General features: G+C 41.0%; 22 protein-coding genes. 14 read left to right on the top strand and 8 right to left on the bottom strand.

Annotated features, from left to right (window positions below; all coding sequences use genetic code 11):
* Positions 1-6: 6 nt before the first annotated feature.
* Positions 7-1,548, bottom strand: a complete 1,542-nt coding sequence (locus MHH65_RS17975; protein WP_041115397.1) for a cation acetate symporter — start codon at positions 1,546-1,548, stop codon at positions 7-9.
* On the bottom strand, positions 1,545-1,859 hold the full coding sequence (locus MHH65_RS17970; protein WP_034281315.1) for a DUF485 domain-containing protein: 315 nt from the start codon (positions 1,857-1,859) through the stop codon (positions 1,545-1,547). Before MHH65_RS17970 ends, MHH65_RS17975 begins: the two co-directional genes overlap by 4 nt.
* Before the next feature lie 316 nt (positions 1,860-2,175).
* Here MHH65_RS17970 and MHH65_RS17965 point away from each other — a divergent pair, with 316 nt between their 5' ends.
* Complete coding sequence (locus MHH65_RS17965; RefSeq protein WP_051627325.1) at positions 2,176-2,439, top strand: SEC-C metal-binding domain-containing protein; 264 nt, start codon at positions 2,176-2,178, stop codon at positions 2,437-2,439.
* Between the two features lie 607 nt (positions 2,440-3,046).
* Here the strand turns inward: MHH65_RS17965 and MHH65_RS17960 are convergent.
* Complete coding sequence (locus MHH65_RS17960) at positions 3,047-3,625, bottom strand: hypothetical protein (protein WP_141545653.1); 579 nt, start codon at positions 3,623-3,625, stop codon at positions 3,047-3,049.
* Positions 3,626-4,708: 1,083 nt separating this feature from the next.
* Between MHH65_RS17960 and MHH65_RS17955 the strand changes: the two genes are divergently transcribed.
* Both MHH65_RS17955 and MHH65_RS17950 read left to right on the top strand, forming a co-directional pair.
* Positions 4,709-5,836 (top strand): Rap family tetratricopeptide repeat protein, encoded by a 1,128-nt coding sequence (locus tag MHH65_RS17955; protein WP_034281312.1) that lies wholly within the window; start codon positions 4,709-4,711, stop codon positions 5,834-5,836.
* Positions 5,826-6,110: a hypothetical protein gene (locus tag MHH65_RS17950; protein ID WP_041115399.1), complete on the top strand. Its 285-nt coding sequence runs from the start codon at positions 5,826-5,828 to the stop codon at positions 6,108-6,110. Before MHH65_RS17955 ends, MHH65_RS17950 begins: the two co-directional genes overlap by 11 nt.
* A gap of 251 nt (positions 6,111-6,361) precedes the next feature.
* On the opposite strand, the gene MHH65_RS17945 is transcribed toward MHH65_RS17950, so the two are convergent.
* The 3 genes from MHH65_RS17945 to MHH65_RS17935 form a co-directional block, all read right to left on the bottom strand.
* The gene (locus tag MHH65_RS17945) at positions 6,362-7,030 is read right to left on the bottom strand and encodes a glycosyltransferase family protein (protein WP_098677117.1); all 669 of its coding nucleotides are present in this window, start codon (positions 7,028-7,030) and stop codon (positions 6,362-6,364) included.
* On the bottom strand, positions 7,023-7,712 hold the full coding sequence (locus tag MHH65_RS17940; RefSeq protein ID WP_098677118.1) for a class I SAM-dependent methyltransferase: 690 nt from the start codon (positions 7,710-7,712) through the stop codon (positions 7,023-7,025). The genes MHH65_RS17945 and MHH65_RS17940 overlap by 8 nt, the downstream gene beginning before the upstream one ends.
* Positions 7,713-8,014: 302 nt before the next feature.
* Positions 8,015-8,155: an anti-repressor SinI family protein gene (locus MHH65_RS17935; RefSeq protein WP_008345506.1), complete on the bottom strand. Its 141-nt coding sequence runs from the start codon at positions 8,153-8,155 to the stop codon at positions 8,015-8,017.
* 455 nt (positions 8,156-8,610) lie between these two features.
* Between MHH65_RS17935 and MHH65_RS17930 the strand changes: the two genes are divergently transcribed.
* Together MHH65_RS17930 and MHH65_RS17925 are read left to right on the top strand one after the other, a co-directional pair.
* Positions 8,611-8,994, top strand: a complete 384-nt coding sequence (locus MHH65_RS17930) for a GtrA family protein (RefSeq protein WP_012011676.1) — start codon at positions 8,611-8,613, stop codon at positions 8,992-8,994.
* 26 nt (positions 8,995-9,020) lie between these two features.
* Positions 9,021-9,278: a hypothetical protein gene (locus tag MHH65_RS17925; RefSeq protein ID WP_034281308.1), complete on the top strand. Its 258-nt coding sequence runs from the start codon at positions 9,021-9,023 to the stop codon at positions 9,276-9,278.
* A gap of 34 nt (positions 9,279-9,312) precedes the next feature.
* Here the strand turns inward: MHH65_RS17925 and MHH65_RS17920 are convergent, their stop codons facing one another.
* The gene (locus tag MHH65_RS17920) at positions 9,313-10,158 is read right to left on the bottom strand and encodes an AraC family transcriptional regulator (RefSeq protein ID WP_024423841.1); all 846 of its coding nucleotides are present in this window, start codon (positions 10,156-10,158) and stop codon (positions 9,313-9,315) included.
* Between the two features lie 175 nt (positions 10,159-10,333).
* Between MHH65_RS17920 and MHH65_RS17915 the strand changes: the two genes are divergently transcribed.
* The 8 genes from MHH65_RS17915 (at position 10,334) to qoxD (ending at position 19,614) form a co-directional block, all read left to right on the top strand.
* Positions 10,334-11,521: a galactokinase gene (locus MHH65_RS17915; protein WP_080652922.1), complete on the top strand. Its 1,188-nt coding sequence runs from the start codon at positions 10,334-10,336 to the stop codon at positions 11,519-11,521.
* A complete protein-coding gene (gene galE / locus MHH65_RS17910; protein WP_024426428.1) occupies positions 11,521-12,513 on the top strand; it encodes a UDP-glucose 4-epimerase GalE in 993 nt (330 codons plus the stop codon). Before MHH65_RS17915 ends, galE begins: the two co-directional genes overlap by 1 nt.
* A gap of 35 nt (positions 12,514-12,548) precedes the next feature.
* Positions 12,549-14,060 carry a UDP-glucose--hexose-1-phosphate uridylyltransferase gene (galT, locus tag MHH65_RS17905; protein WP_024426427.1) on the top strand — a complete coding sequence of 504 codons (1,512 nt, stop codon included), beginning with the start codon at positions 12,549-12,551 and terminating at the stop codon, positions 14,058-14,060.
* A 12-nt stretch (positions 14,061-14,072) separates the two neighbouring features.
* The gene (locus MHH65_RS17900; RefSeq protein WP_024426426.1) at positions 14,073-15,155 is read left to right on the top strand and encodes an aminopeptidase P family N-terminal domain-containing protein; all 1,083 of its coding nucleotides are present in this window, start codon (positions 14,073-14,075) and stop codon (positions 15,153-15,155) included.
* Positions 15,156-15,672: 517 nt separating this feature from the next.
* Entirely contained in the window at positions 15,673-16,629 is a 957-nt protein-coding gene (gene qoxA, locus MHH65_RS17895; RefSeq protein ID WP_087977856.1) for a cytochrome aa3 quinol oxidase subunit II, read from the top strand.
* A gap of 27 nt (positions 16,630-16,656) precedes the next feature.
* Positions 16,657-18,615 (top strand): cytochrome aa3 quinol oxidase subunit I, encoded by a 1,959-nt coding sequence (qoxB, locus tag MHH65_RS17890; protein WP_024423835.1) that lies wholly within the window; start codon positions 16,657-16,659, stop codon positions 18,613-18,615.
* The gene (gene qoxC, locus MHH65_RS17885; RefSeq protein WP_041115415.1) at positions 18,615-19,232 is read left to right on the top strand and encodes a cytochrome aa3 quinol oxidase subunit III; all 618 of its coding nucleotides are present in this window, start codon (positions 18,615-18,617) and stop codon (positions 19,230-19,232) included. The genes qoxB and qoxC overlap by 1 nt, the downstream gene beginning before the upstream one ends.
* Before the next feature lies 1 nt (position 19,233).
* Entirely contained in the window at positions 19,234-19,614 is a 381-nt protein-coding gene (qoxD, locus tag MHH65_RS17880; protein WP_012011667.1) for a cytochrome aa3 quinol oxidase subunit IV, read from the top strand.
* 77 nt (positions 19,615-19,691) lie between these two features.
* Here the strand turns inward: qoxD and MHH65_RS17875 are convergent, their stop codons facing one another.
* Entirely contained in the window at positions 19,692-19,955 is a 264-nt protein-coding gene (locus tag MHH65_RS17875; protein WP_008345491.1) for a spore morphogenesis/germination protein YwcE, read from the bottom strand.
* A 469-nt stretch (positions 19,956-20,424) separates the two neighbouring features.
* Here MHH65_RS17875 and MHH65_RS17870 point away from each other — a divergent pair, with 469 nt between their 5' ends.
* Positions 20,425-21,636, top strand: a complete 1,212-nt coding sequence (locus tag MHH65_RS17870; RefSeq protein ID WP_065214921.1) for an FtsW/RodA/SpoVE family cell cycle protein — start codon at positions 20,425-20,427, stop codon at positions 21,634-21,636.
* Positions 21,637-21,702: the final 66 nt, after the last annotated feature.

Raw genomic sequence — 21,702 nt, 5'->3', positions numbered from 1 at the left:
TTTTCCTTATGAATCAGTATCCATATGCATGCCTGTATGTGCCTTTACTTGAATTTCCGTAAAGGTGTCTTCATCTGCCTTTTCAGACGAGAATATCGTGCCTAAGTAAGCGGCAAGAAATCCGAGTGGAATCGAGATAATCCCAGGGTTCGACAGCGGGATGAGCGGATCTCCTGTGAAGATGGCTGCTCCCGATGGGTCCCAGACGCTTGGACTGAGCGAGACGATAATCAGTGCGCTCAGAAGACCTGTTAAGCTTCCTGCGATGGCACCCGTAGAGTTAAATCGTTTCCAAAAAACAGTGAAGATAATCAAAGGTAAATTCGCACTTGCTGCCACTGCGAAGGCAAGAGACACAAGAAAAGCGACGTTTAAGGACTGGGCAAATAATGCAAGAATGATAGAGAGGATCGCCACGCCGATGGAAGCAAAACGTGCCGCCTTCACCTGCTCCCGTTCACTCGCTTTTCCTTTGCGGATAATCTGACTATAAAAATCATGCGCAAAGGCAGACGCGGCGGATAGGACGAGACCCGTTACCACCGCCAAAATAGTCGCAAAGGCAATAGCGGAAACAAAGGCAAATAACAAATCTCCTCCAAGAGCTTGGGCGAGCAGTGGAGCGGCCATATTTCCTGCTGCATCTGCTGCTGTGATCGCTTCTGTTCCCACAAATGCAGCCGCGCCGAAGCCAAGGAAAACCGTCATTAAATAAAAAATCCCGATGATCCAAGTAGCGGATAGAACAGATTTACGCGCAGAAATGGCATCTTTGACCGTATAAAATCGGATCAAAATGTGCGGCAAACCTGCTGTCCCAAGCACTAAAGCAAGGTTCAAAGATAGTGTCTCTAAAGGCACATCATATTTATTTCCCGGGTGAAGAAATGCCCCACCGAGCGGGGTCGCTGTTTTCATCTGTTCAAACATCTTCAGCAGACTAAAATCAAACTTTGCAAACACAAGCAGAGAAATAATTAACGTCCCAAGCATGAGAAGCACAGCCTTTGTGATCTGTACCCAGCTGGTCGCAATCATGCCGCCAAACACGACATAAATGGTCATCAGGACACCCACGATCAGTACCGCAATCCAGTAATCAATGCCAAGAAGCAGTTTGATTAATGCACCTGCCCCAACAAGCTGTGCAATCATATAAAAAGTAGAGACTGTAATGGTATTAAAGGCGGCAACCCCTCGAATGGCAGGGCGCTTAAACCGTGCAGCGATCATATCGGCCATCGTATATTTCCCCAGATTTCGAAGCGGTTCAGCCACAACGTAAAGAACGACAAGGTACGCTACTAGAAAACCAATGCTATAGAAAAAGCCGTCAAATCCGTTTAACGCGATCATGCCAGCAATCCCTAAAAATGATGCAGCAGACATATAGTCTCCAGCAATGGCAAGGCCGTTTTGAAACCCAGTCAGACCTCCGCCTGCTGTGTAAAAATCACTCGCATTGCTAGTTTTTTTCGCAGCAAAATATGTGATGACCAATGTGAGCCCTACGATCGCAACGAACAAAATAAAAGCGGTCATGCTCATTCGTCATCACCTCTTGATTCATTTTTTAAAGCGCTTACATAATTGTCGAACTTAGCTGCTTTTTTCGCATAAAGTCCACATAAAACCCAGGTCATAACAAATTGTGTGAGGGCGAATAACCAAGCCCATGAGATCGCGCCAATTGCCGGCGTGTTCAAAAAGGTGAAGTAGGATGTAGCAACCGGAAGTGAAAAGTAAAAGAGAAAAAAGAAAATCGTCATCGGTACGATAAATCTGCGTTTTTCCTCAAGAAGTTTTCGAAAATCCTCTGAAGCGGCAACCTTCTTATAATGAACTTTTTTGTCTGCCATTGTTTCCTCCTTTGTACGAATTAGGGACAAGGTACTCCAATGCATATGAGACGATCTGGCTGTTTATGACAGTATATCATAAAAAAGGAACCCGAAAAGGGTGCTGAGCCTGATCAAAACATGACTTTATCTTGAGGTATTGTGTTAAGTCGAGAAGGGGCAAAAATTCTATTAGACGAAATAGCATCTTTGGAAGAGTGAAATCTAGAAAGGTGACTGACCGTCTTGTAGATGCAAGACGGCATTTTTTTGGTAATATATGATAAAATTGTTTAGGTAATTAATGGGTTGATCCTGTTGTTGTAGGGGGAAGGCAATGGTTAAGACAATCTCAAGAAATGACCCGTGTTTCTGTGGTAGCGGGAAGAAATATAAAAAGTGTCATAGTGACATTCATCCTGAATCAAGAGCTGCTCGGCTTATCCAGACATACAGAAAGTACGAACGAAAAATAGAAGATTATCAAAAATCAACAGGTAATATTCCTCCATGTCAAAAGGGGTGTTATAACTGCTGCTATGAGGATTTTTCTATAACTGAAATTGAGTTTGAATTTATTATGCGTGAGTTGAAGACTTGAAGCAAAGATCGAGTAGAAAAAATATATGATACTGTTTTAGATCAGTGTGAAACAATTAAAAATGAACGACCTGACACCTGGAGAAAATTTAGAGGTATATGTCTCGAAAGACGTTGGCACAATACTTGTTGAACAATTAAATAGCTTTATAAAAAGGGTGTTTTGAAGTCGAGGATCAAGGAGAAAATCGTATTATGGAATATAAATTAGTGCCGGTACACGCCGATGGAACAGTCGCGTGCTGAAAGCTTAATTGAAACATACAAGGATGGTATGTTAGATAAAGATGATAAAAATTCATTCCAGAGAGGTTTTCAACTGTGCCTTATAGATTTCGGATATAAAATAATGGAAAAGTGAAATTCAACACAAGAAGCCGTAAATGGCTTCTTTTTTTATGTAAAAAGGGTTGTTTTACGAGGAGAAGAATGAGAGGGCTTACCGATCGTCTGCACGCTGCAACACTTTCTATACGCTTACCACTATTAATGCAGAACCAAAATATTTTCAGGAATTTCAAAAATTTTGTGTTGAAGTCTTATATTAAAAGTAAGCAGGCTCTTACTGGAGCCTGCTTTTTTTATTTATTGTTGCTTAACAGTAATTTTTAAGGTATTTTTACAGTATATGCTAAGTCGACAAACATAATATTTACGCCTACATCAACTTTCTTATATTTGTTTTTAACTGCCCATGCAACCGCACCAGAAGTTCCAGCAGTAATAGCCGCGGCGGCTCCGGCACCCCATGGTCCAGCAGCAGCAATTTTGCTTGTGTACCAACCGATATATCCGGCTGCAAATCCACCTGCTACTATGGCGTTCATGCTTCTAACTTTCGGTCCTAATTTGAGGTGTAGACCTACAAAACCATAAGCCTGCATGTCACCTTTTTTCTCATTCTCTTCAAAGCTAAATTCTTCTGATTTCATAGAAGTCATTAGTTGACTGTCGTGTTCTGAAATTCCCATTTCCATAAGGGTTTCTTTATCAGCTGTAAAATGAGTATTTCCATCCTTATCTAATTCGAAGTAATTAGATAGTTTCTCTGCTAATTCCAATTGTTTTTTATCTACACTGACTGGAGGGGTCTTATTATTACCTTGACTGGCATGACTAATCATTGGAGAAGAGAAACCAAATGTAATAGTAAGCACACATAACATTACTAGAAATTTTTTAAACATACGTACCACTCCTATTTGTTTTTTGGGGTAACGCATACATGATATTTCCTTCTATTGGGGTGGAATACTTAGAGGTTAAGGAGAGTAATAAAATGTATTTATTCTTATTCACTTTGATTTATTGTGTAATCACACACATTTTTAATTTGTCCTATGAGTTTTCTTTTGGGGTGTATTTTATAGGTCTAGGTTTGATCAAAGGACTTTCCAGCGGGGAAATTAAAGACATCTTTAATTTCAAAAAGACAAGGGACGTGTTCAAAGAAAACAGATTTATAGATTCTTTGATGGAATTGTTTTCTTTGATAATAGTGTTTATTAATGCATACATAATTGATTATGAACCATTCTCTCCCTTTGAGTTTGTTTATACTTTTTTCTTGATTGTAATTCTATACAGATTCCTATTTTGGGGAATCATAAGAGAGTCAAAAAAATGGTTGCATAATGAGGCATAGGAGTCATGGACTTATAAGAATCACTCACTTTCTTTGATATATTTTCATGCTACCATTTATTTCTTGATAATTGGTAATTTGATGGAAAGTTTCTTTTTGGGTTGCGGTGACCGCAATATAGGTTCTTTTATTTGGGAGGAGAATTTATGATGACTGTAATACCAGTATTGATGATGTTAATTGATGCTTCTTATTTTGCTGTTTATATGATAAAAAAGAGATGGGTTAAAAAGTTGTTTTTGCCGTTGTTTTCTTTTTACTGAGTGTCCCATTCATCAATATGGTCATCACTGGATAATAAAGAACAGGCTAAAGAGCCTGTTTTTTTGTTTCTTAAAAAACATAGCGCCTATTTCAAACCACCAAGAGCGTTCATATTCGTTTCTAAGCACCTTTATTTATGCTCGGGTATTTCCATAGTGTGATGATTCAAGAACGCTTATATGGGATTTAAATGCGTTAACTGCTGCGATAGCATCTAAAGATTGATATGTCTTGTGTCCTACTTGCTTACAAAGTGTTTGCGTCATGCCGAAAATTTTACATATTAATGTAAAAATAGGATTTTATTAGGAATTATTGTGCTAACATTTATTAAAAATTGGTTTTCTAGGGGGGATTGTAGATGGCGTCTATACCGTCTCCAGTTGTAGCGATCAAGATAAATGAATGGTATAAGCATATAAAAAGATTCAATGTTAAAGAGGCCCAGATGCTAAGGGAAGAGATTAGAAAAGATATAGATGTCATGGAAGAAGATGAACAGGCGGTTCTTTATTTTCAGCTGATGGAGTTCCGTCACCAATTGATGACAGACTATGTGCAGCCTTCTAAAGAACCACTTGAAAAATCTGATTACTTGAAAGCTGTAGAAGGACAAGGAAAGAAGATGTCAGCCATTCTTGAATACTATTTTAATTTTTTTCAAGGAATGTATGAATTCAAAAATGGTGAGTTTATTAGAGCTATTGTGTTCTATAAGCGCGCGGAAAAGCGCCTGGAGCAAGTAGGGGATGAGTTAGAAAGAGCGGAATTTTACTACAAATTATCAGAAGTGTTTTATCACATGAAACAGACACACGTGTCTATGTATTACGTTGGTCTTTCTTATGATACCTATAAGGCACATAAGAGCAATTCACTTTATATGATTCGAGAAATTAATTGTCTAACTGTTATGGCAGGTAATTTCATTGATTTTGAATGCAGAGAAAAGGCGCTTCCTCATTTATTGTCAGCTTTAGAAAGATCTAAGGCAATTTCTAATAAGCCAATGATTGTGAAGTCATTATTTAATATTGGTTGTTGTTATAAAGGATTAGGTGATTTTAATAGGGCACTAGCTTATTTTAATCAGGTTATTCTTGAAGGAGAGCCTATTCATGCTACAGAGTTGCTTTTGGTTTATTATGAATTATCTTTATTTCATTTGAGTCAAAAGGAATTTATTGAGGGAGAAAGATTTTTCAAAAGAGGCTTGGAAGAAGCGAAGAATAGAAAAAATGATCTGTTTTTATCGTTGCTGATGGTATTGGAAAATTTATTTTTAAAAACAGCAAACCTAAGTGAGGTCTTGAGCTCGTTGGAAAAATTAGAGAACGAGAGGGGTTATCCATACATAGAAGACCTAGCGCTCGAAGCGGCTCGGTACTATAATGAGAATGGGCGTATGGATGAATCTGTAAAAATGTACGAAAAAGTGATGTACGCCCGAAAACAAATCCAAAGGGGCGACTGTTCATATGAATTTTAAAACGGTTCTTACTGGTTTTTTGAGTGCTTCAGCATTGCTAGGTGTGATCTCATTATCATCTGTCGATTTTGATGTGAATTCAAGAAATGCTACTTCTCCAGAATCAACTGATCTGACAGTAAGAAATGCTACAGGCAGTAGCGTTACTACTCAAGATTTCCCTCTTATAACTTTATCTCAACATGATAACGATTTTGCTGTGAGGAATGGAACCCGTTCTAGTGTAAATCCGGATATTCGTTTTGGAACACGTGATTCTAGATTATCTACTTGATGAATCAAACAGACCTTTAGGGTCTGTCAGGCTGTCGAGAAAATCTCGACAGCTTTATTTTCCCGGAAAGGTTATCGGTTCTACAAATCAGATCCGAAAGCATGTGCTCCGTGTCCTTTTCTTGAAAGCTGCACAAGATCTTAAAAGCACCAAAAGACCCATTCTCACCTAACATCATGACGTGGAAAATAAAAAAGAATGTAGAAAAACATGAGTTTCTCTACATTCTGGGCACCCGAAAAGGGTGCTTTCTATCGATAATTTGCAAGAAATGTTTTTCTCGCTTTTTCATATGTTTCTGCGTCAAAATGATCTCCGCATTTATGAATACACCAAGGCTCTTCTTGCCTCACAATGCCAACCTCATAGCCCTGTTGCATGAATTCAAAGGATTGCGAAACATCATAAAAATGAAAGCCATCAAAGAGATCCTCACGCCACTTCACATCATACTGCGTCGCCATGAAAAGACCATCAATGGCTGCAGCTTGGATATAATCTTGCGCTTCGGGCTGCTGACGGCCTCTTTCAAACGAAAGCAGCTGATAGGTGTCGTGACGATATTCAATGACTTTTCCCCTGCAATCAGAACTCTCCCACCAAATTCCATTGTCAGGCACGCTTTCTGCTCCAATCACTCCAACCATGCCAAGTGATGGGTTTTGTAAAAAAAGCGGGATGAGTTCAAGCAGCATATGCTGTTTGACAATCAGGGTATCCTGATGAAGATAAATTTTAAACTGAGCTGGATGAGTGATGGCTTCATTGTATGCAGAGGTCATACTTGATGCATGTCTGATGGGTAAGACCTCCACATGGTATCCATGAGGAGCCGGAAGTGAAGCGAGCTGCCGGAAGCAAGCTTGAAACATCGATTCATCATTCACACATAAAACAAACAGAATCGTCGGATTACTCATGAAATGGAACCGCCTCGACCACATATTGATAGGCTGTAGCAGACTCGTGGAAATCAGAACGAATGCCGTGTTTCATGAGTAATTCATGTAGATCATTCAACACGCTTGCATAGGAAGGATGCTGTACGCGAATGGCCTCGAATTCGCGAATGCGAAAACCCGCTGAATGAAAGAGTGCATGTATTTCGTGAAGGGTGAAGAAACGTAAATGTGTTTGATCCATTAACCCTGCATCTGTATAAGTAAATCTGCCGGCTAGTAATTCTAAAACCGTTGAAATGTGGCCGATATTTGGAATAGATGACAGGATGGCACCCTCTTTTTTAAGGAAGGGTTTCACCTTTTTTAAAACGGCCCAAGGGTCCAATAAATGCTCGAGGACGTCTCCGAAAATCATGCAGTCAAATTGTTCGTGTTGATAAGGGAGAGCCAGTTGTTCAATATTTCCGCAGAGAACATGATCCAGCTCTTGTTCCGCCTCTTTTGCTGCATCTTCAAATGACTCAATGCCATAAATGGTCCGGCCCTTTTGTTTCAGGACTTTTCCAAGCTTGCCTGTGCCGCATCCGATATCCAACAAAGACGTCCATTCCGCGCGGATACGGCTGACGATGACCGGGTTTACCCCATGATAATACTGATCCTTTTTTTGGTGATAATACGAAAGGGAACCTGAACTCACGCTCTACCCACCTTTCTGCTTTCTCATTGTTTTCATGCTTAATATATGGGTGGGCAGCTTGGTTTTATAACGAGAGAAGGACAATTTTCATGAATGGCGGCTAAAAAGGAATCATATAAAGAACAGGAAACGGACTGTCCTCCTAATATAGAAAGACAGAACCCCATTGAGTGGAAGGGATTGGTATGGAGAGGTGTTCAATTATTGTAGCGTATCGTCATGAAAGGATTTTCAAAAGGTCAATTGACAGGTCAGAACTTATAGCCAAAGCAGTCTGAAAGACAAAGGATAACGGCGTTGATTTACGGTTTGTTTATCATCTTCTGATCACCGTTGGATGTTAAAAAAGCTTGTATTTCTTCGATGCCTAGTCCAATTTTTTTCGCTTCCTGAATCAAATAAACCCACTCTTCGTCAACTCTTCTTTTCACTTGCGTATCCATAATATCCTCCAGTTCAATAAGACATATTCACTGCAACCAATGACTTGAACAAACCGTCTAGTAACTGTACGTGTGGTTGAAAACAGCGCAAAATAAATTTTGTCGAAAAATGATGACATTTAACCTATTTTGTAAAATCTATCACCTACCACGTCCCTAAAAAAATGACTAAAAAACCCATAAATATTGAAATCTTACTTCTAATAATAAACAATTGTAAAGTCAGTTGAAAGATTATAAATTAAAATAATGATAAAGACCTAAAACATTTGACTCATATAAACCAATTGCGTTGACATTTGCCATCGAGTAGAACAAATTTCATCTTTGCAGGACATACATATTGTTCGTTTGGGAAGTTCTTCTCAAGATGGTATTCTAAAAGAAACAGAAACCACCAAGAAGGAATGAAGAAAGACATGTATAGCCTTTTTCAAAAGTATCAAGAAGTTGTCATGTATCTTGTGATGGGTGTGTGTACAACCATTGTCAATATCGTCAGCTTCTATTTATTCGTTGAGATGTTTTCCATGGATTACAAAACAGCTACGGTTGTTTCATGGGTATTTGCTGTTCTCTTTGCTTATATCACCAATAAGAAGTATGTCTTCAAGCAAAAGGCTCGTGACACAAAAAGCCTCATGCGTGAGCTTTCTTCATTTTTTAGTGTCCGTCTCATGTCTCTAGGTGTAGATCTGGGGCTGATGATTTTATTTGTGAGCCAAATGGCGCTCAATGAAACCGTCGCAAAAATTCTCGTCAACTTTGTGATTGTGGTGGTCAATTATGTCGCCAGTAAGTGGTTCGTCTTCAAGAAAACAAAAGAAGATGCGATTTAACACATAAAAAAGATAGGTGATGTGAAATGAGCAGCAGGCCAGACGACTTATATGATGCCATATATCAACAAACAGAAAAGCAGCATGAACAAGTGCTGAGGCTAGTCAAAGAAATGACCGCACATCCAGAAGCGTTTTCGGAACAAGAAAAGGAAAAGATCAACCGAATGGACATTGCGCTTCAAACGGCAACGGACATTTTAGAAAACTTAATGACCCCTGATACGCAAATGACGATTGTTTTAAAACAAGGAAGAATTCATGTTGATCTGTCAAAATCGTAAAAGAAGCAGCCAATGATGAAGCGGCTGCTTTTTATTATGCATCGCTTGTTTCCCGCAGTTGCTTTGGAGACATGCCGATTTTCTTTCGAAAGACTTTATTCAAGTAATTCGCATTTCGGTAGCCGCACTGTATGGCGATTTCTTCAATTGAGTATTTCGTTGTTTTTAATAATGTTTCCGCCTTCTCTAACCGGATATTGGTTAAGTAGTGAATAGGTGTGAAGCCAGTAGCCTTTTTGAATTCCCTCGTAAAATGACTTTTGGATAAACGTGCCGCAGCTGCCATATCGTCTGGGCCAATTTCCTCGTGAAAATGATGGCTGGCAAATAAGGCCGCTTGGACGATGGGCTCAGGCCATTTTTCCATTTGTCCCTCAAGCTTTGGCAAATATGAATACAGTTCCATGACAAATTGATAAGCAAGGCTAGACCCCTCAAATGGATTGGTAATCCGTCTTTCACTGGCTTCATCATAAATTTTCTTCAGCAGGCGGATCGGCTTGGAATGAGGATGAAAACGCATGACCTGCTTTCCTTGATCTATAAATTGGTCAAAGCAAAGATCACAGGCTTCCCCATAAAGCGTCAAATAGAGAAATTCCCAATGCTCACTGTCCTCTGGAAAATAATATTGATAGGCACTTGGACTTTTCACAAGAAAGGCCTGCCCCGGCAAGACTTTAAACCGCTTCTGTCCGATTTCAATCATGCCATGTCCAGACAGTGTGAGCTGAAAGATGCACTTGCCCTGATCCTTCCGCTCCACGCCATTCCAGCTGTATAACGAAGATGATTGAACCTCCCAGCCAACAGACCATATTTGTGCCGGCAATGTAACATCAGAATGGTGAAAACGAAATGCAAATGCTTCCTTCTTCAAATTGGAAAACCTCCTTCACAGCAAAAAACAACCTTTTTCTATTTTGAATCATGGTACACCTCATATCACATCGTACCATTCACAGCAAAAAAAGGGTATTTTTTAACGATTTTTTTACCATTGAACTTACGCAGTTCAGGCAACTAAAATAAGAGTATCAGAAGAGAAAAGGGGAATGGATATGATCGATATGTTACGCACGGCATTTCACCAGCAATTTGGGGATAGAGAAGAAGAACTTCGCTATTTTTTTGCCCCGGGAAGAGTGAACTTGATTGGTGAACATACAGATTACAATGGAGGTCATGTATTCCCTTGTGCGCTCACTCTCGGTACATATGCAGCATGTGCAAAGCGGACAGATGGCCGCGTGAGAATGTATTCCTTGAACTTTGATGGCGATGGTGTGAAAGAATTCGACCTTTTTGAAATCGCTTACTTAGAATCGGATGGCTGGGCGAATTATCCGAAGGGGGTGTTCCATCAGTTTATCGAAGCAGGGATGAAGATAGAAGAAGGCTTTGACATTGTATACGGCGGCAATATTCCCAATGGCGCAGGCCTGTCTTCCTCTGCCTCGATTGAGCTTGTCACCGCTGTCTTCATCAATGAATGGCATTCATTCGGCGTTTCAAATGCCCGTCTTGCCCTCCTTTCGCAGCGTGCAGAAAATGAATTTATTGGCGTCAATTGCGGCATCATGGATCAGTTTTCAATTGCTCTTGGAAAAGAAGATCACGCCATTTTGCTCAATTGCGATACCCTTGATTTTCAATACAGTCCGTTTCGGCAAGAGGGACTGGCGCTTGTCATTGCCAATACAAACAAAAAGCGGACACTGGCAGACTCCAAATACAATGAACGCCGGTCAGAGTGTCAATCAGCTTTAAACGATTTACGAAAAGAAATCGATCTTGCCCACTTATGTGAGCTCACGGCAGATGAATTTGCCGAACATGCCCATTTGATTCAGGATAAAACATGCCGCAAACGTGCAAGACACGTAGTAACAGAAAACGAGCGGACCATAAAAGCAGTCAAATTTCTGAAAGATGATAAAATGGGAGAAATAGGTGCGCTTATGAAGTCTTCTCATCTTTCTTTAAAGAATGATTATGAAGTGACTGGATTTGAACTAGATACACTTGCAGAAGCCGCTTGGCTCCATCCTGGAACGATTGGCTCTCGTATGACGGGCGCGGGTTTTGGCGGCTGCACGATCAGTATTGTGAAAGAAAAGCAGCTGGCATCATTTATAAAAGAAACGGGTACGATTTATCAAGAGAAGACAGGCATTCAAGCCTCTTTTTACACAGCTGGAATTGGAGGCGGCGCAAGAGAACTTACGAAGGAGGAAGTATAATGACAATTTTAGTGTGCGGGGGAGCAGGGTACATTGGCAGCCATGCAGTAGCGGCTCTTTTAGCGAAAGGTGAACAAGTGGTGGTAGTGGATAATTTGCAGACAGGCCACAAAGAAGCTGTTTTGGAGGGAGCTGTTTTAGAAGAGGGAGATTTACGAGATCAAGATTTTTTAAGACAGGTTTTCAAAACACATCAAATAGAAGCGGTGATGCACTTTGCCGCAGATTCACTTGTCGGCGAGAGTGTAACAGACCCGCTAAAGTACTATGACAACAACGTTGGAGGAGCGACAGCCTTACTTCAGGTGATGAATGAATTTGATGTGAAACACATCGTTTTCTCTTCAACCGCTGCCACATATGGTGAACCAAAGCGGGTGCCGATCGTTGAAACGGATGAGACGAATCCAACCAATCCTTATGGAGAAACGAAACTAGCCATTGAAAAAATGCTGAAGTGGTCTGAGCAGGCATATGGAATGAAATACGTTGTGCTTCGCTACTTTAATGTAGCTGGCGCTCATACAGAAGGACTTGTCGGAGAGGATCATCAGCCTGAGACACATCTCATTCCGATTATTCTGCAAGTGGCTTTAGGAAAACGAGATCAGATCATGATTTACGGTGATGATTATGAGACAGGGGATGGCACGTGTATTAGGGATTACATTCATGTCATGGATTTAGTAGACGCGCACATCTTAGCTGTTGATCGTCTGCGCGCTGGAAAAGAAAGTGCAACATATAACTTAGGGAATGGCACTGGTTTCTCCGTGAAGCAGGTAGTAGATGCTGTTAGAAACGTCACGGGGCATGCGATCCCAGCACAGGTGGCTGACAGACGTGCGGGGGATCCAGCAAAGCTGATAGCTTCTTCTGAAAAAGCGCTGCAAGAATTAGGGTGGACACCTCAATATGCTGACCTTCACACCATCATTCAAAGTGCGTGGGATTGGTTTCAGAAGCATCCAGACGGCTACCAGAGTAAATAACGCATAACAGGCAGGCAAGAGAGGGGACAGAGAGAATGGCGGTTGATATTTTTGAAAAACTGGAACAGCTGATTCAATACGGGATCAATCATGAGCTGATCACACGACTAGATATCGATTATACGAGAAATCGGCTGCTAGAGGTGCTTGGGCTGGATGAAGCTGAGCCAAGAACAGTCTCAGGGGAGGCGGAGCTTGAAGACATCTTAATGCCGATGCTGGATTGGGCAGTTGAGACTGGCCTTATCCCTGAGGGGACGGATACGTATCGCGATTTACTAGATGCGAAAATCATGGGATGCTTGGTGGCGCCTCCAAGTGTCATCTACGCAAAGTTTGAAGAGAAACGCCAGCATGAAGGGCCAGAGGCGGCTACAAGCTGGTTCTATGAAATGCAGCAGCACGCACACTATATTCATACAGGCAGAATCGCCAAAAATGTGCAGTGGTTTACACCAACAGATGATGGCGTGCTGGAGATCACAATTAATCTATCAAAGCCTGAAAAGGACCCAAAAGCAATCGCTGAAGCCAAAAGGCTTAGTCAAAAGCAATATCCTCTTTGTCTCCTTTGTAAAGAAAATGTTGGGTTTGGGGGGCGGATCAACCATCCAGCGAGACAGAATCACCGGATTATTCCTGTGACACTCACAGATGAATCTTGGTTTCTACAATTTTCACCTTATGTGTATTACAACGAGCACTGCATTGTGTTCAAAGGCGAACATGAGCCGATGAGCATCACCAAAAAGACCTTTGAACGACTGCTTTCTTTCATATATATATACCCGCACTATTTCATCGGATCGAACGCCGACCTTCCGATTGTCGGGGGCAGTATATTAAGTCATGACCATTTTCAGGGCGGTGCGCATGAATTTCCGATGGCGAAAGCGGAGGTGGAAGAGGTCTTTTCTCTGAATGCCTTTCCGAATGTGAGGGCTGGCATTGTGAAATGGCCGATGTCTGTCATCCGGCTTCGAAGCAGCGACCGGCAGACGCTTGCAGACGCCGCAGACTTTATCTTAACCAAGTGGAAAATGTATTCAGATCAAGAAGTGGAGCTGCTAGCTCATACTGGAGAGACGCCGCATAATACCATTACACCCATTGCACGCCGCCATGGCGATGACTATGAATTAGATCTAGTGCTGCGCAATAATCGTACAAACAAGCGGCACCCGGATGGAATTTTCCACCCGCACGAAGAAGTCCATCATATTAAAAAAGAGAATATCGGATTAATTGAAGTGATGGGTCTTGCAGTTCTTCCTGGTAGATTAGCAGAGGAATTAAGCCAATTAAAAGAAGCGCTCTTATCCAAAAACCCCCTTGAAGAAATCAAAGCCCGCCCTGCTATCACGAAACACGAAACATGGGCAAAGCGCCTGCTTGAAGAGAACACCTTTACAGAGGACAATACAGAAGCCATTTTACAAAAAGAAGTCGGTATGATTTTTTCTCGTATTCTCTCACAGGCGGGTGTGTTTAAAAGAACCGAGCAAGGGAAAACAGCTTTTAAACGTTTCATTCATACACTCATATAGGCAGGTGATTAGATGATTGAACAAGTAAGAACATTAATGGAAGAAAAACAGCTCGACGGTGTCTTGATTCAAAAGCGTAATAACTTCTCCTGGCTGACAGGAGGAAGAAGAAATCACATCGTGTTAAATACACCAGAGGGCGTGTGCAAGCTGCTTGTGTTAAAAGATGACATCGTCCTCATTGTGAATCAAATGGAAGAAAAGCGGATCATTGAAGAAGAGATGGCCTATATCGATCACCCATTTCAAGTGGTAACGATGGATTGGTTTGAGGATGATACGGCACACATTCAAACACTCACAAAAGACAAACGGATCGGGTCAGACATTCAAATGGATGGATTCGAATGGATCGAGCCGGATTTGTCGCAAGTCCGATCCATTCTTTCTGCATCACAGCTCCGCCAATATGAAACGCTTTGTCATGAAACAGCAGTCATTGTAGAGAGTGTCTGTAAAGAAATCGTTCCAGGACAGACGGAGCACGAAATCGCTTCGCTTGCGGCTCAAAAAGCGATCGCGCAGGGAATGACGATAGAAGTACTGCTTGTGGCAACAGATGACCGGATTCATCAATACCGTCATCCAATTCCGACAGACAAAAAACTTCAAAAGCATGCGCTTGTTGTTCTTTGCGCTGAACGGCATGGACTCGTGGCGAATGTCACAAGGTCTGTTTACTTCGGTCAGCTTCCAAAGGAGCTTGAAGAGAACAAAGAGCGGCTTGCACGAATTGACACGGTCATGAATGCCGCCACGCGCCCTGGTAAGACATTGGGAGATGTATTGAAAGCAGGTATTGCTCAGTATGAAAAAGAAGGCTTCCCTGATAGCTGGAAAAAGCTTCATCAAGGGGGAAAAACGGGCTTTGTATCTAGAGAAATCATTGCAGTTCCCTCATCGAAGGAAGAAATTCAGCTGCAACAAGTGTTTACTTGGAACCCTTCATTGCCTGGATTGAAGTCAGAGGATACGATGGTCGTAGAGAAAGAGGGGAACCGCTTTTTAACCTATACAGGCAAGTGGACATACATTGACGTTGAGCATGAAGGGGACATGTATAGACGCCCTGATATTTTAGTGAGAGAAGAATAACTGCAGAATGCCGGCGCTGAGCCGGTTTTTTGCTGGAAGTCATTTAGCGGGATTCCACATATTCATCATGATTGCCAATTCTTACACCGCATAGTCAGAGGATCGATACTTTCTTTTCTTGTCAACTTGCGTTAAAATAAGTAAGGTTTTTGTTAAATGTGGGGATACCTATTTTGAAATTGTTTACCTAGATAAAATTTCATTAAGTTAAATTGAAATTTGACCAAACTTTTTTATTGTGGTAAACCTAAATTTGACAAAGTTCTTGATTGTTTGTCCTTTGCCTTCAACTCTCAACTTTTCAAAATCCTAGAAATTTATTGTGTGTGCAATAATATAAATTTATGTCGAATTTATGACATTTTGAGAGAAATCTGTTGAAAAATAAATGAACTTTTGAAAAAAGGGAAGCTAACTCTAACAGATTTTGATAGCATTACAAAGGGAAGAAAAGTTTTCGAAGGCAGATGGCTTTTCACAATTATTCAGCAATTTATACATTATTTAAGGAAGGATGGTGATCTTCTTGTTCAGAGCCATTAAACCTATGCTTTTATTAGCGATGCTCGTGAGTGTTTTTGTATTAGGAGGTTGCAGCAATATCGCTGTTTTAGATCCTAAAGGACCAGTCGCAGCACAACAAAAAGACTTAATCCTTTTATCTATTGGATTCATGCTCTTTATCGTTGGTGCGGTATTTGTACTGTTTACCATCATTTTGGTTAAATACCGTGAGCGTAAGGACGTTGGAAACGCCTCTTATAACCCAGAAATACACGGGAATACGCTTCTAGAAGTTGTCTGGACAGTGATCCCAATATTAATCGTTGCTGCTCTTTCGATTCCAACTGTAAAAACAATTTACTCTTTGGAAGAGGCACCTCAAGCAACAAGCCATAAAGATCCACTCGTCGTTTATGCGACAGCTGTTGATTGGAAATGGATCTTTAGTTATCCAGAGGAAAATATTGAGACAGTGAACTACTTAAACATTCCAAAAGATCAGCCGGTTTTATTCAAAATCACTTCCGCTGATACAATGGCATCACTATGGATTCCTCAGCTAGGCGGGGAGAAGTATGCGATGGCTGGAATGGAAATGGAACAATATCTTCAAGCTGATGAAGTAGGCACATACCAAGGAAGAAACGCCAACTTCACAGGCGAGGGCTTTGCTCAGCAAAAATTCAAAGTCAATGCGATGACGCAGTCTGACTATGATAAATGGGTAAACAAAACGAAGAAAGAAGCACCAAAGTTAACGAAGAAAACGTATGACTACTTGATGCTTCCTGATGCTGCAGATGTGCAGACATTCTCATCAACACATTTATCCTTTGCGAAGCACGGAGAAGATTCTGAATATGCACTCCAAGCACGCAAACGTTTAGGTTATCAAGCAGTTTCTCCGCATTCCAAGACAGATCCTTTCGAGAATGTGAAGAACTATAAAAGAAAATTAGAAACAGAATAAACTGACTAAGGAAAGGAGGAGGCCGTTATGCATTTAAAATGGGATGAGTTTTTTGTAACTGGAGACCCATTAATTCTTGGTGCGCAAATTTCTATCGCTCTTACTTCCATTGCCATTGTGTTTGTTTTAACCTACTTTAAAAAGTGGAAATGGCTTTGGAAAGAATGGCTGACATCAGTTGATCATAAAAAGCTTGGAATCATGTATATCCTTGCTGCTGTGATTATGTTCTTCCGCGGTGGGGTAGACGGACTGATGATGCGCGCGCAGCTGGCGCTTCCTAATAATACGTTTTTAGATTCAAACCACTATAATGAAATCTTTACAACGCATGGTACGATCATGATTCTATTCATGGCGATGCCATTTTTAATTGGTTTAATCAACGTCGTTGTTCCTCTTCAAATTGGTGCACGTGACGTTGCATTCCCTTATTTGAACAACCTTAGCTTCTGGACATTTATGGTCGGAGCAATGCTGTTCAACATTTCCTTCGTTATTGGAGGATCACCAAGTGCAGGCTGGACGAGTTACATGCCGCTCGCCGGAAATGATTTCTCACCAGGACCTGGACAGAACTACTACTTGCTCGGGCTCCAAATTGCAGGTATTGGTACACTTATGACAGGTATTAACTTCATGGTGACCATCTTAAAAATGCGTACAAAAGGTATGACACTTATGCGTATGCCAATGTTTACATGGACAACATTGATTACGTCTGTCATCATCGTGTTTGCATTCCCTGTACTAACAGTTGCTTTAGCACTTATGACATTTGATCGTTTATTCGGTTCTGCATTCTTTACACTCGAAGCAGGCGGTATGCCGATGCTTTGGGCGAACCTTTTCTGGATTTGGGGACATCCTGAGGTATATATTGTTATCCTGCCGGCTTTCGGTATTTTCTCAGAAATCTTTGCGACGTTCTCAAGAAAGCAGTTGTTTGGTTACAAAGCGATGGTTGTATCAATTGTGGCAATCTCTGTTCTTAGTTTCCTTGTGTGGGTTCACCACTTCTTTACAATGGGGAACAGTGCAGCGGTTAACTCATTCTTCTCGATTACAACAATGGCGATTTCTGTACCAACAGGTGTGAAAATCTTTAACTGGCTCTTTACGATGTATCGAGGCCGTATCAGCTTTACATCACCAATGCTTTGGGCACTTGGTTTCATCCCGAACTTCGTAATCGGTGGTGTAACTGGGGTTATGCTTGCGATGGCAGCTGCGGATTACCAGTACCATAACACGTACTTCCTTGTATCCCACTTCCACTATGTATTAATCGCAGGTACTGTATTTGCTTGTTTTGCTGGTCTTGTTTTCTGGTATCCAAAAATGTTTGGTTACAAGTTAAACGAAAGAATCGGCAAATGGTTCTTCTGGGTATTCATGATCGGATTTAACATCTGTTTCTTCCCGCAGTACTTCCTAGGACTGCAAGGAATGCCAAGACGTATTTATACGTATGGACCAGAAGATGGCTGGACTGCACTCAACTTTATTTCAACAATTGGTGCATTTATGATGGGTATCGGATTCATCATCCTTTGCTACAACATTTACTACAGCTGGAGACACTCAAAACGTGAAGTGTCTGGAGACAGCTGGGGAGAAGGACGTACACTTGACTGGGCGACATCTTCTGCAATTCCGCCGCATTATAACTTTGCAGCACTTCCAGAAGTGACAACACCAGATGCATTCCATCATTGGAAGCAAAACAATGTGGACGTTCATCCTGAAAAAGAATTCAAGAAAATTCACATGCCGCACAATTCAGGCAGACCGCTGATCATGTCTGCATTCTTTGGACTTGGTGCATTCGGTCTTGTATTTGAATGGTACTGGATTGGCGTTATTGGCTTAATCGGTGTATTCGCAACGATGATTTTACGTTCATTTGAATATGACGATGGCTACTATATTCCTGTTGAAGAAGTCATTGAAACAGAGAAAAAGAATAAGGAGGCGCAGAAGTAATGGGACATAATGATAGCAGCTATGCAAATGCACCGCTTGAATATCGCTCTGAAACCGGACGTTTAAACATCCTTGGTTTCTGGATATTCCTTGGCGCGGAAATCGTGTTATTCTCAACACTTTTTGCGACCTACTTTGTTCTACATGGCAGAACAGCTGGCGGCGTTTTACCAGCTGAGCTGTTTGATATGAAGCTTGTATTGATCATGACATTCCTGCTATTGGTTAGTTCATTTACATGTGGGATTGCTGTTCATGAAATGCGTCGTGGAAGTACAAAAGGGGTTGTCATATGGACGATTCTCACACTGCTTCTAGGTGCAGGCTTCGTTGGATTTGAGCTTTTCGAGTTCTTCCATTATGTACATGAAGGTGCGAGCATCCATACAAGTGCGTATTGGTCTGCATTCTTTGTACTTTTAGGAACTCACGGATTACACGTATCGATCGGTATCTTCTGGATTACCGGGATCTTGTTCCAAATTAAAAAGCGTGGATTAACTCCACAAACAGCAGCGAAGATTTTCATCTCAAGTCTATACTGGCATTTCCTTGATGTTGTATGGATTTTCATCTTCACAGCTGTTTACTTGATCGGATTAGGGGGGCTTTTGTGATATGGCTGGAAAAACACATTCCTCAGCAGAGCACGAACACTTCCCTTGGAAACACGTAGTTGGCTTTATCCTATCCATTGTGCTGACAGTCTTAGCATTCTGGATTGCGATTGGAGCTGAAATTGGCAGTTCCGCAAAACTATGGATTATCTTTGGTTTTGCGTTCATTCAAGCATTCTTGCAGCTGTTCATGTTTATGCACATGACAGAGAGTGAAAACGGAACTGTTCAAGTCGGAAATACTTTGTTTGGTCTGTTCTGTGCGATTATCTTCGTCATCGGATCTGTTTGGATCTTTGCGGCTCACTACAGCCACGGAGAGAACAGTAAAGACGGTTATTCACCGTCTGCGCCAAAGCAGTCTGAGCATTCAGAGAAATAATAAAAAAACCACTCATCTCTTGAAGGTGAGTGGTTTTTATCATGATGGTGATAACGCTTCCAATAGTTGGGCGATATCTATCTGCTGCTGAATCTTTTGCGAATGAATGGAAGTCCGTAGATGAGGAACGCTGCAATGTGAGCCAAAATCACGTTAATGGCAAAGAATGCGATCATGAAGGTATGTCCTGCTGGAGATAAACTGCTTGTCATGTAAAGACCAAAGAAAATCCACATAATCATAATGGGTGGAATAGATGCTAATGCAATCTTTCTGTTTTCCAGCCATAAAAACAGGGGTGTAGCCGTTGCTATACATAGGTACGCAAAGAACATATCCATCGTATCCAACTCCTTTGTAAGTTGATGTTCAAATCAAATGAGAGGTCAGGATGCAATTGTGTCTGTTTTTAGGAGATATTGTGAACATTTTGTTACAAGTATTATACCACAATTGACTTTGAAGTAAACGTAATAATTGGAAAATGGGCCTTATTCCATACAAAATGGTTTTATTCCTCAGTGCAGCTTATCTCATCTGATGTTTACTTGTCATATCGCCACATAGGTCATTGAATTTTCCCCTTAAAATCTGTAAAATAAACTTTTTAAAGGACTTGAGATCGATTGAATGAAAAGTGTATAGAGGGATTTTTTCCTATTGTTAGGATGAAAAGTATTTCATTTTTTGAAAATTGAATGGAACCTTTCGGATGTATCTTCCGTCATATTTAGGGTGAGTTGATTTTGTGAAAATTTCAATCTAATATAAATAAGGGCTTTTATGTTTTGTAATAAGGGTGGTTAGTTCATGAACAAGCAGAATACATCTCCTTACTATCAAGGAGATTTGATTTTTATATTTTTAGCCTTCTTTGCCATCAGTGTCATTTCTATATATGCTGCTGGACAGTTTGAACAATATGGTAGTGGTGCATGGACAAGGCAAATTATTTATTATCTCATTGGAGCAATTTGCATTGTAGCCATTAATTATTTTGACCTTGAACAGCTTGAAAAATTAAGTATATACATCTTTCTAGGTGGGATACTTCTTCTAATTATTTTAAAATTGAGCCCTGCTCAGATTGGGGGTAAAGACTTTGCCCCTATAAAAAACGGAGCCAAAAGTTGGTTTATACTTCCGGGGATTGGAACACTTCAGCCTTCAGAGTTCATGAAAATTGGTCTGATTATGATGCTCGCGTCGGTCATTGGAAAGTCTACACCTAGGGGAAAAAGGACATTAGAAGATGATATTATTCTATTATTAAAAATTGCCGGGGTGGCAGCTGTACCAGTTGGACTGATCTTCTTGCAGGATGCAGGGACTGCGGCTGTTTGTATGTTTATTGTTGTGGTGATGGTGTTTTTATCAGGGATCAATTGGAAACTGATCTCTCTCATCGGTTCAGTGGTTGTGCTTTTAGTTGCTTCTGTTTTAGCTGTGATTATCTTATTCCCTGATTTTGCGAAAACAATAGGCATCCAGCAGTACCAGATCAACCGGATTACCGCTTGGCTGCCTGATAGTTCTTCAACAGCCAACCAAGCACAGACGCAGGATGCATCTGGATCTGATAAATATCAAGTAGAGCAGGCGATTATGGCCATTGGTGCAGGGCAGATTTTTGGGAATGGCATTAAAAACTTAAAGGTCTACGTTCCTGAAGCACAAACGGATATGATTTTCTCCATTATAGGTGAAGCCTTTGGCTTTATCGGCTGTGCGTTTGTTGTGATCATGTTCTTCTTCTTGATTTACCGGCTTGTCGTACTGATTGACCGTATCCATCCTTATAGCCGATTTGCGTCATTCTTCTGCGTAGGATATACAGCATTGATTGTAATTCATACGTTCCAGAACATTGGCATGAACATAGGCGTGATGCCTGTAACAGGGATTCCACTCTTATTTATCAGCTTTGGAGGAAGCTCTGTCTTGTCCGTTCTCATTGGATTCGGGATCGCCTATAACGCAAGCGTTCAATTAACGAAATATCAAAGTTATTTATTTAAATAAAACGGGTAAGGGCAGTCTAAGTATAGGCTGTCTTTTTTTATGCGAGTTTTCATTTTTGAAAAGCCC

This window comes from Bacillus sp. FSL L8-0654, from assembly GCF_038629965.1.
Lineage (GTDB): Bacteria > Bacillota > Bacilli > Bacillales > Bacillaceae > Bacillus > Bacillus safensis.
The sequence above is the reverse complement of the archived record's forward strand: the minus strand, read 5'-3'. Positions and strand labels throughout refer to the sequence as shown.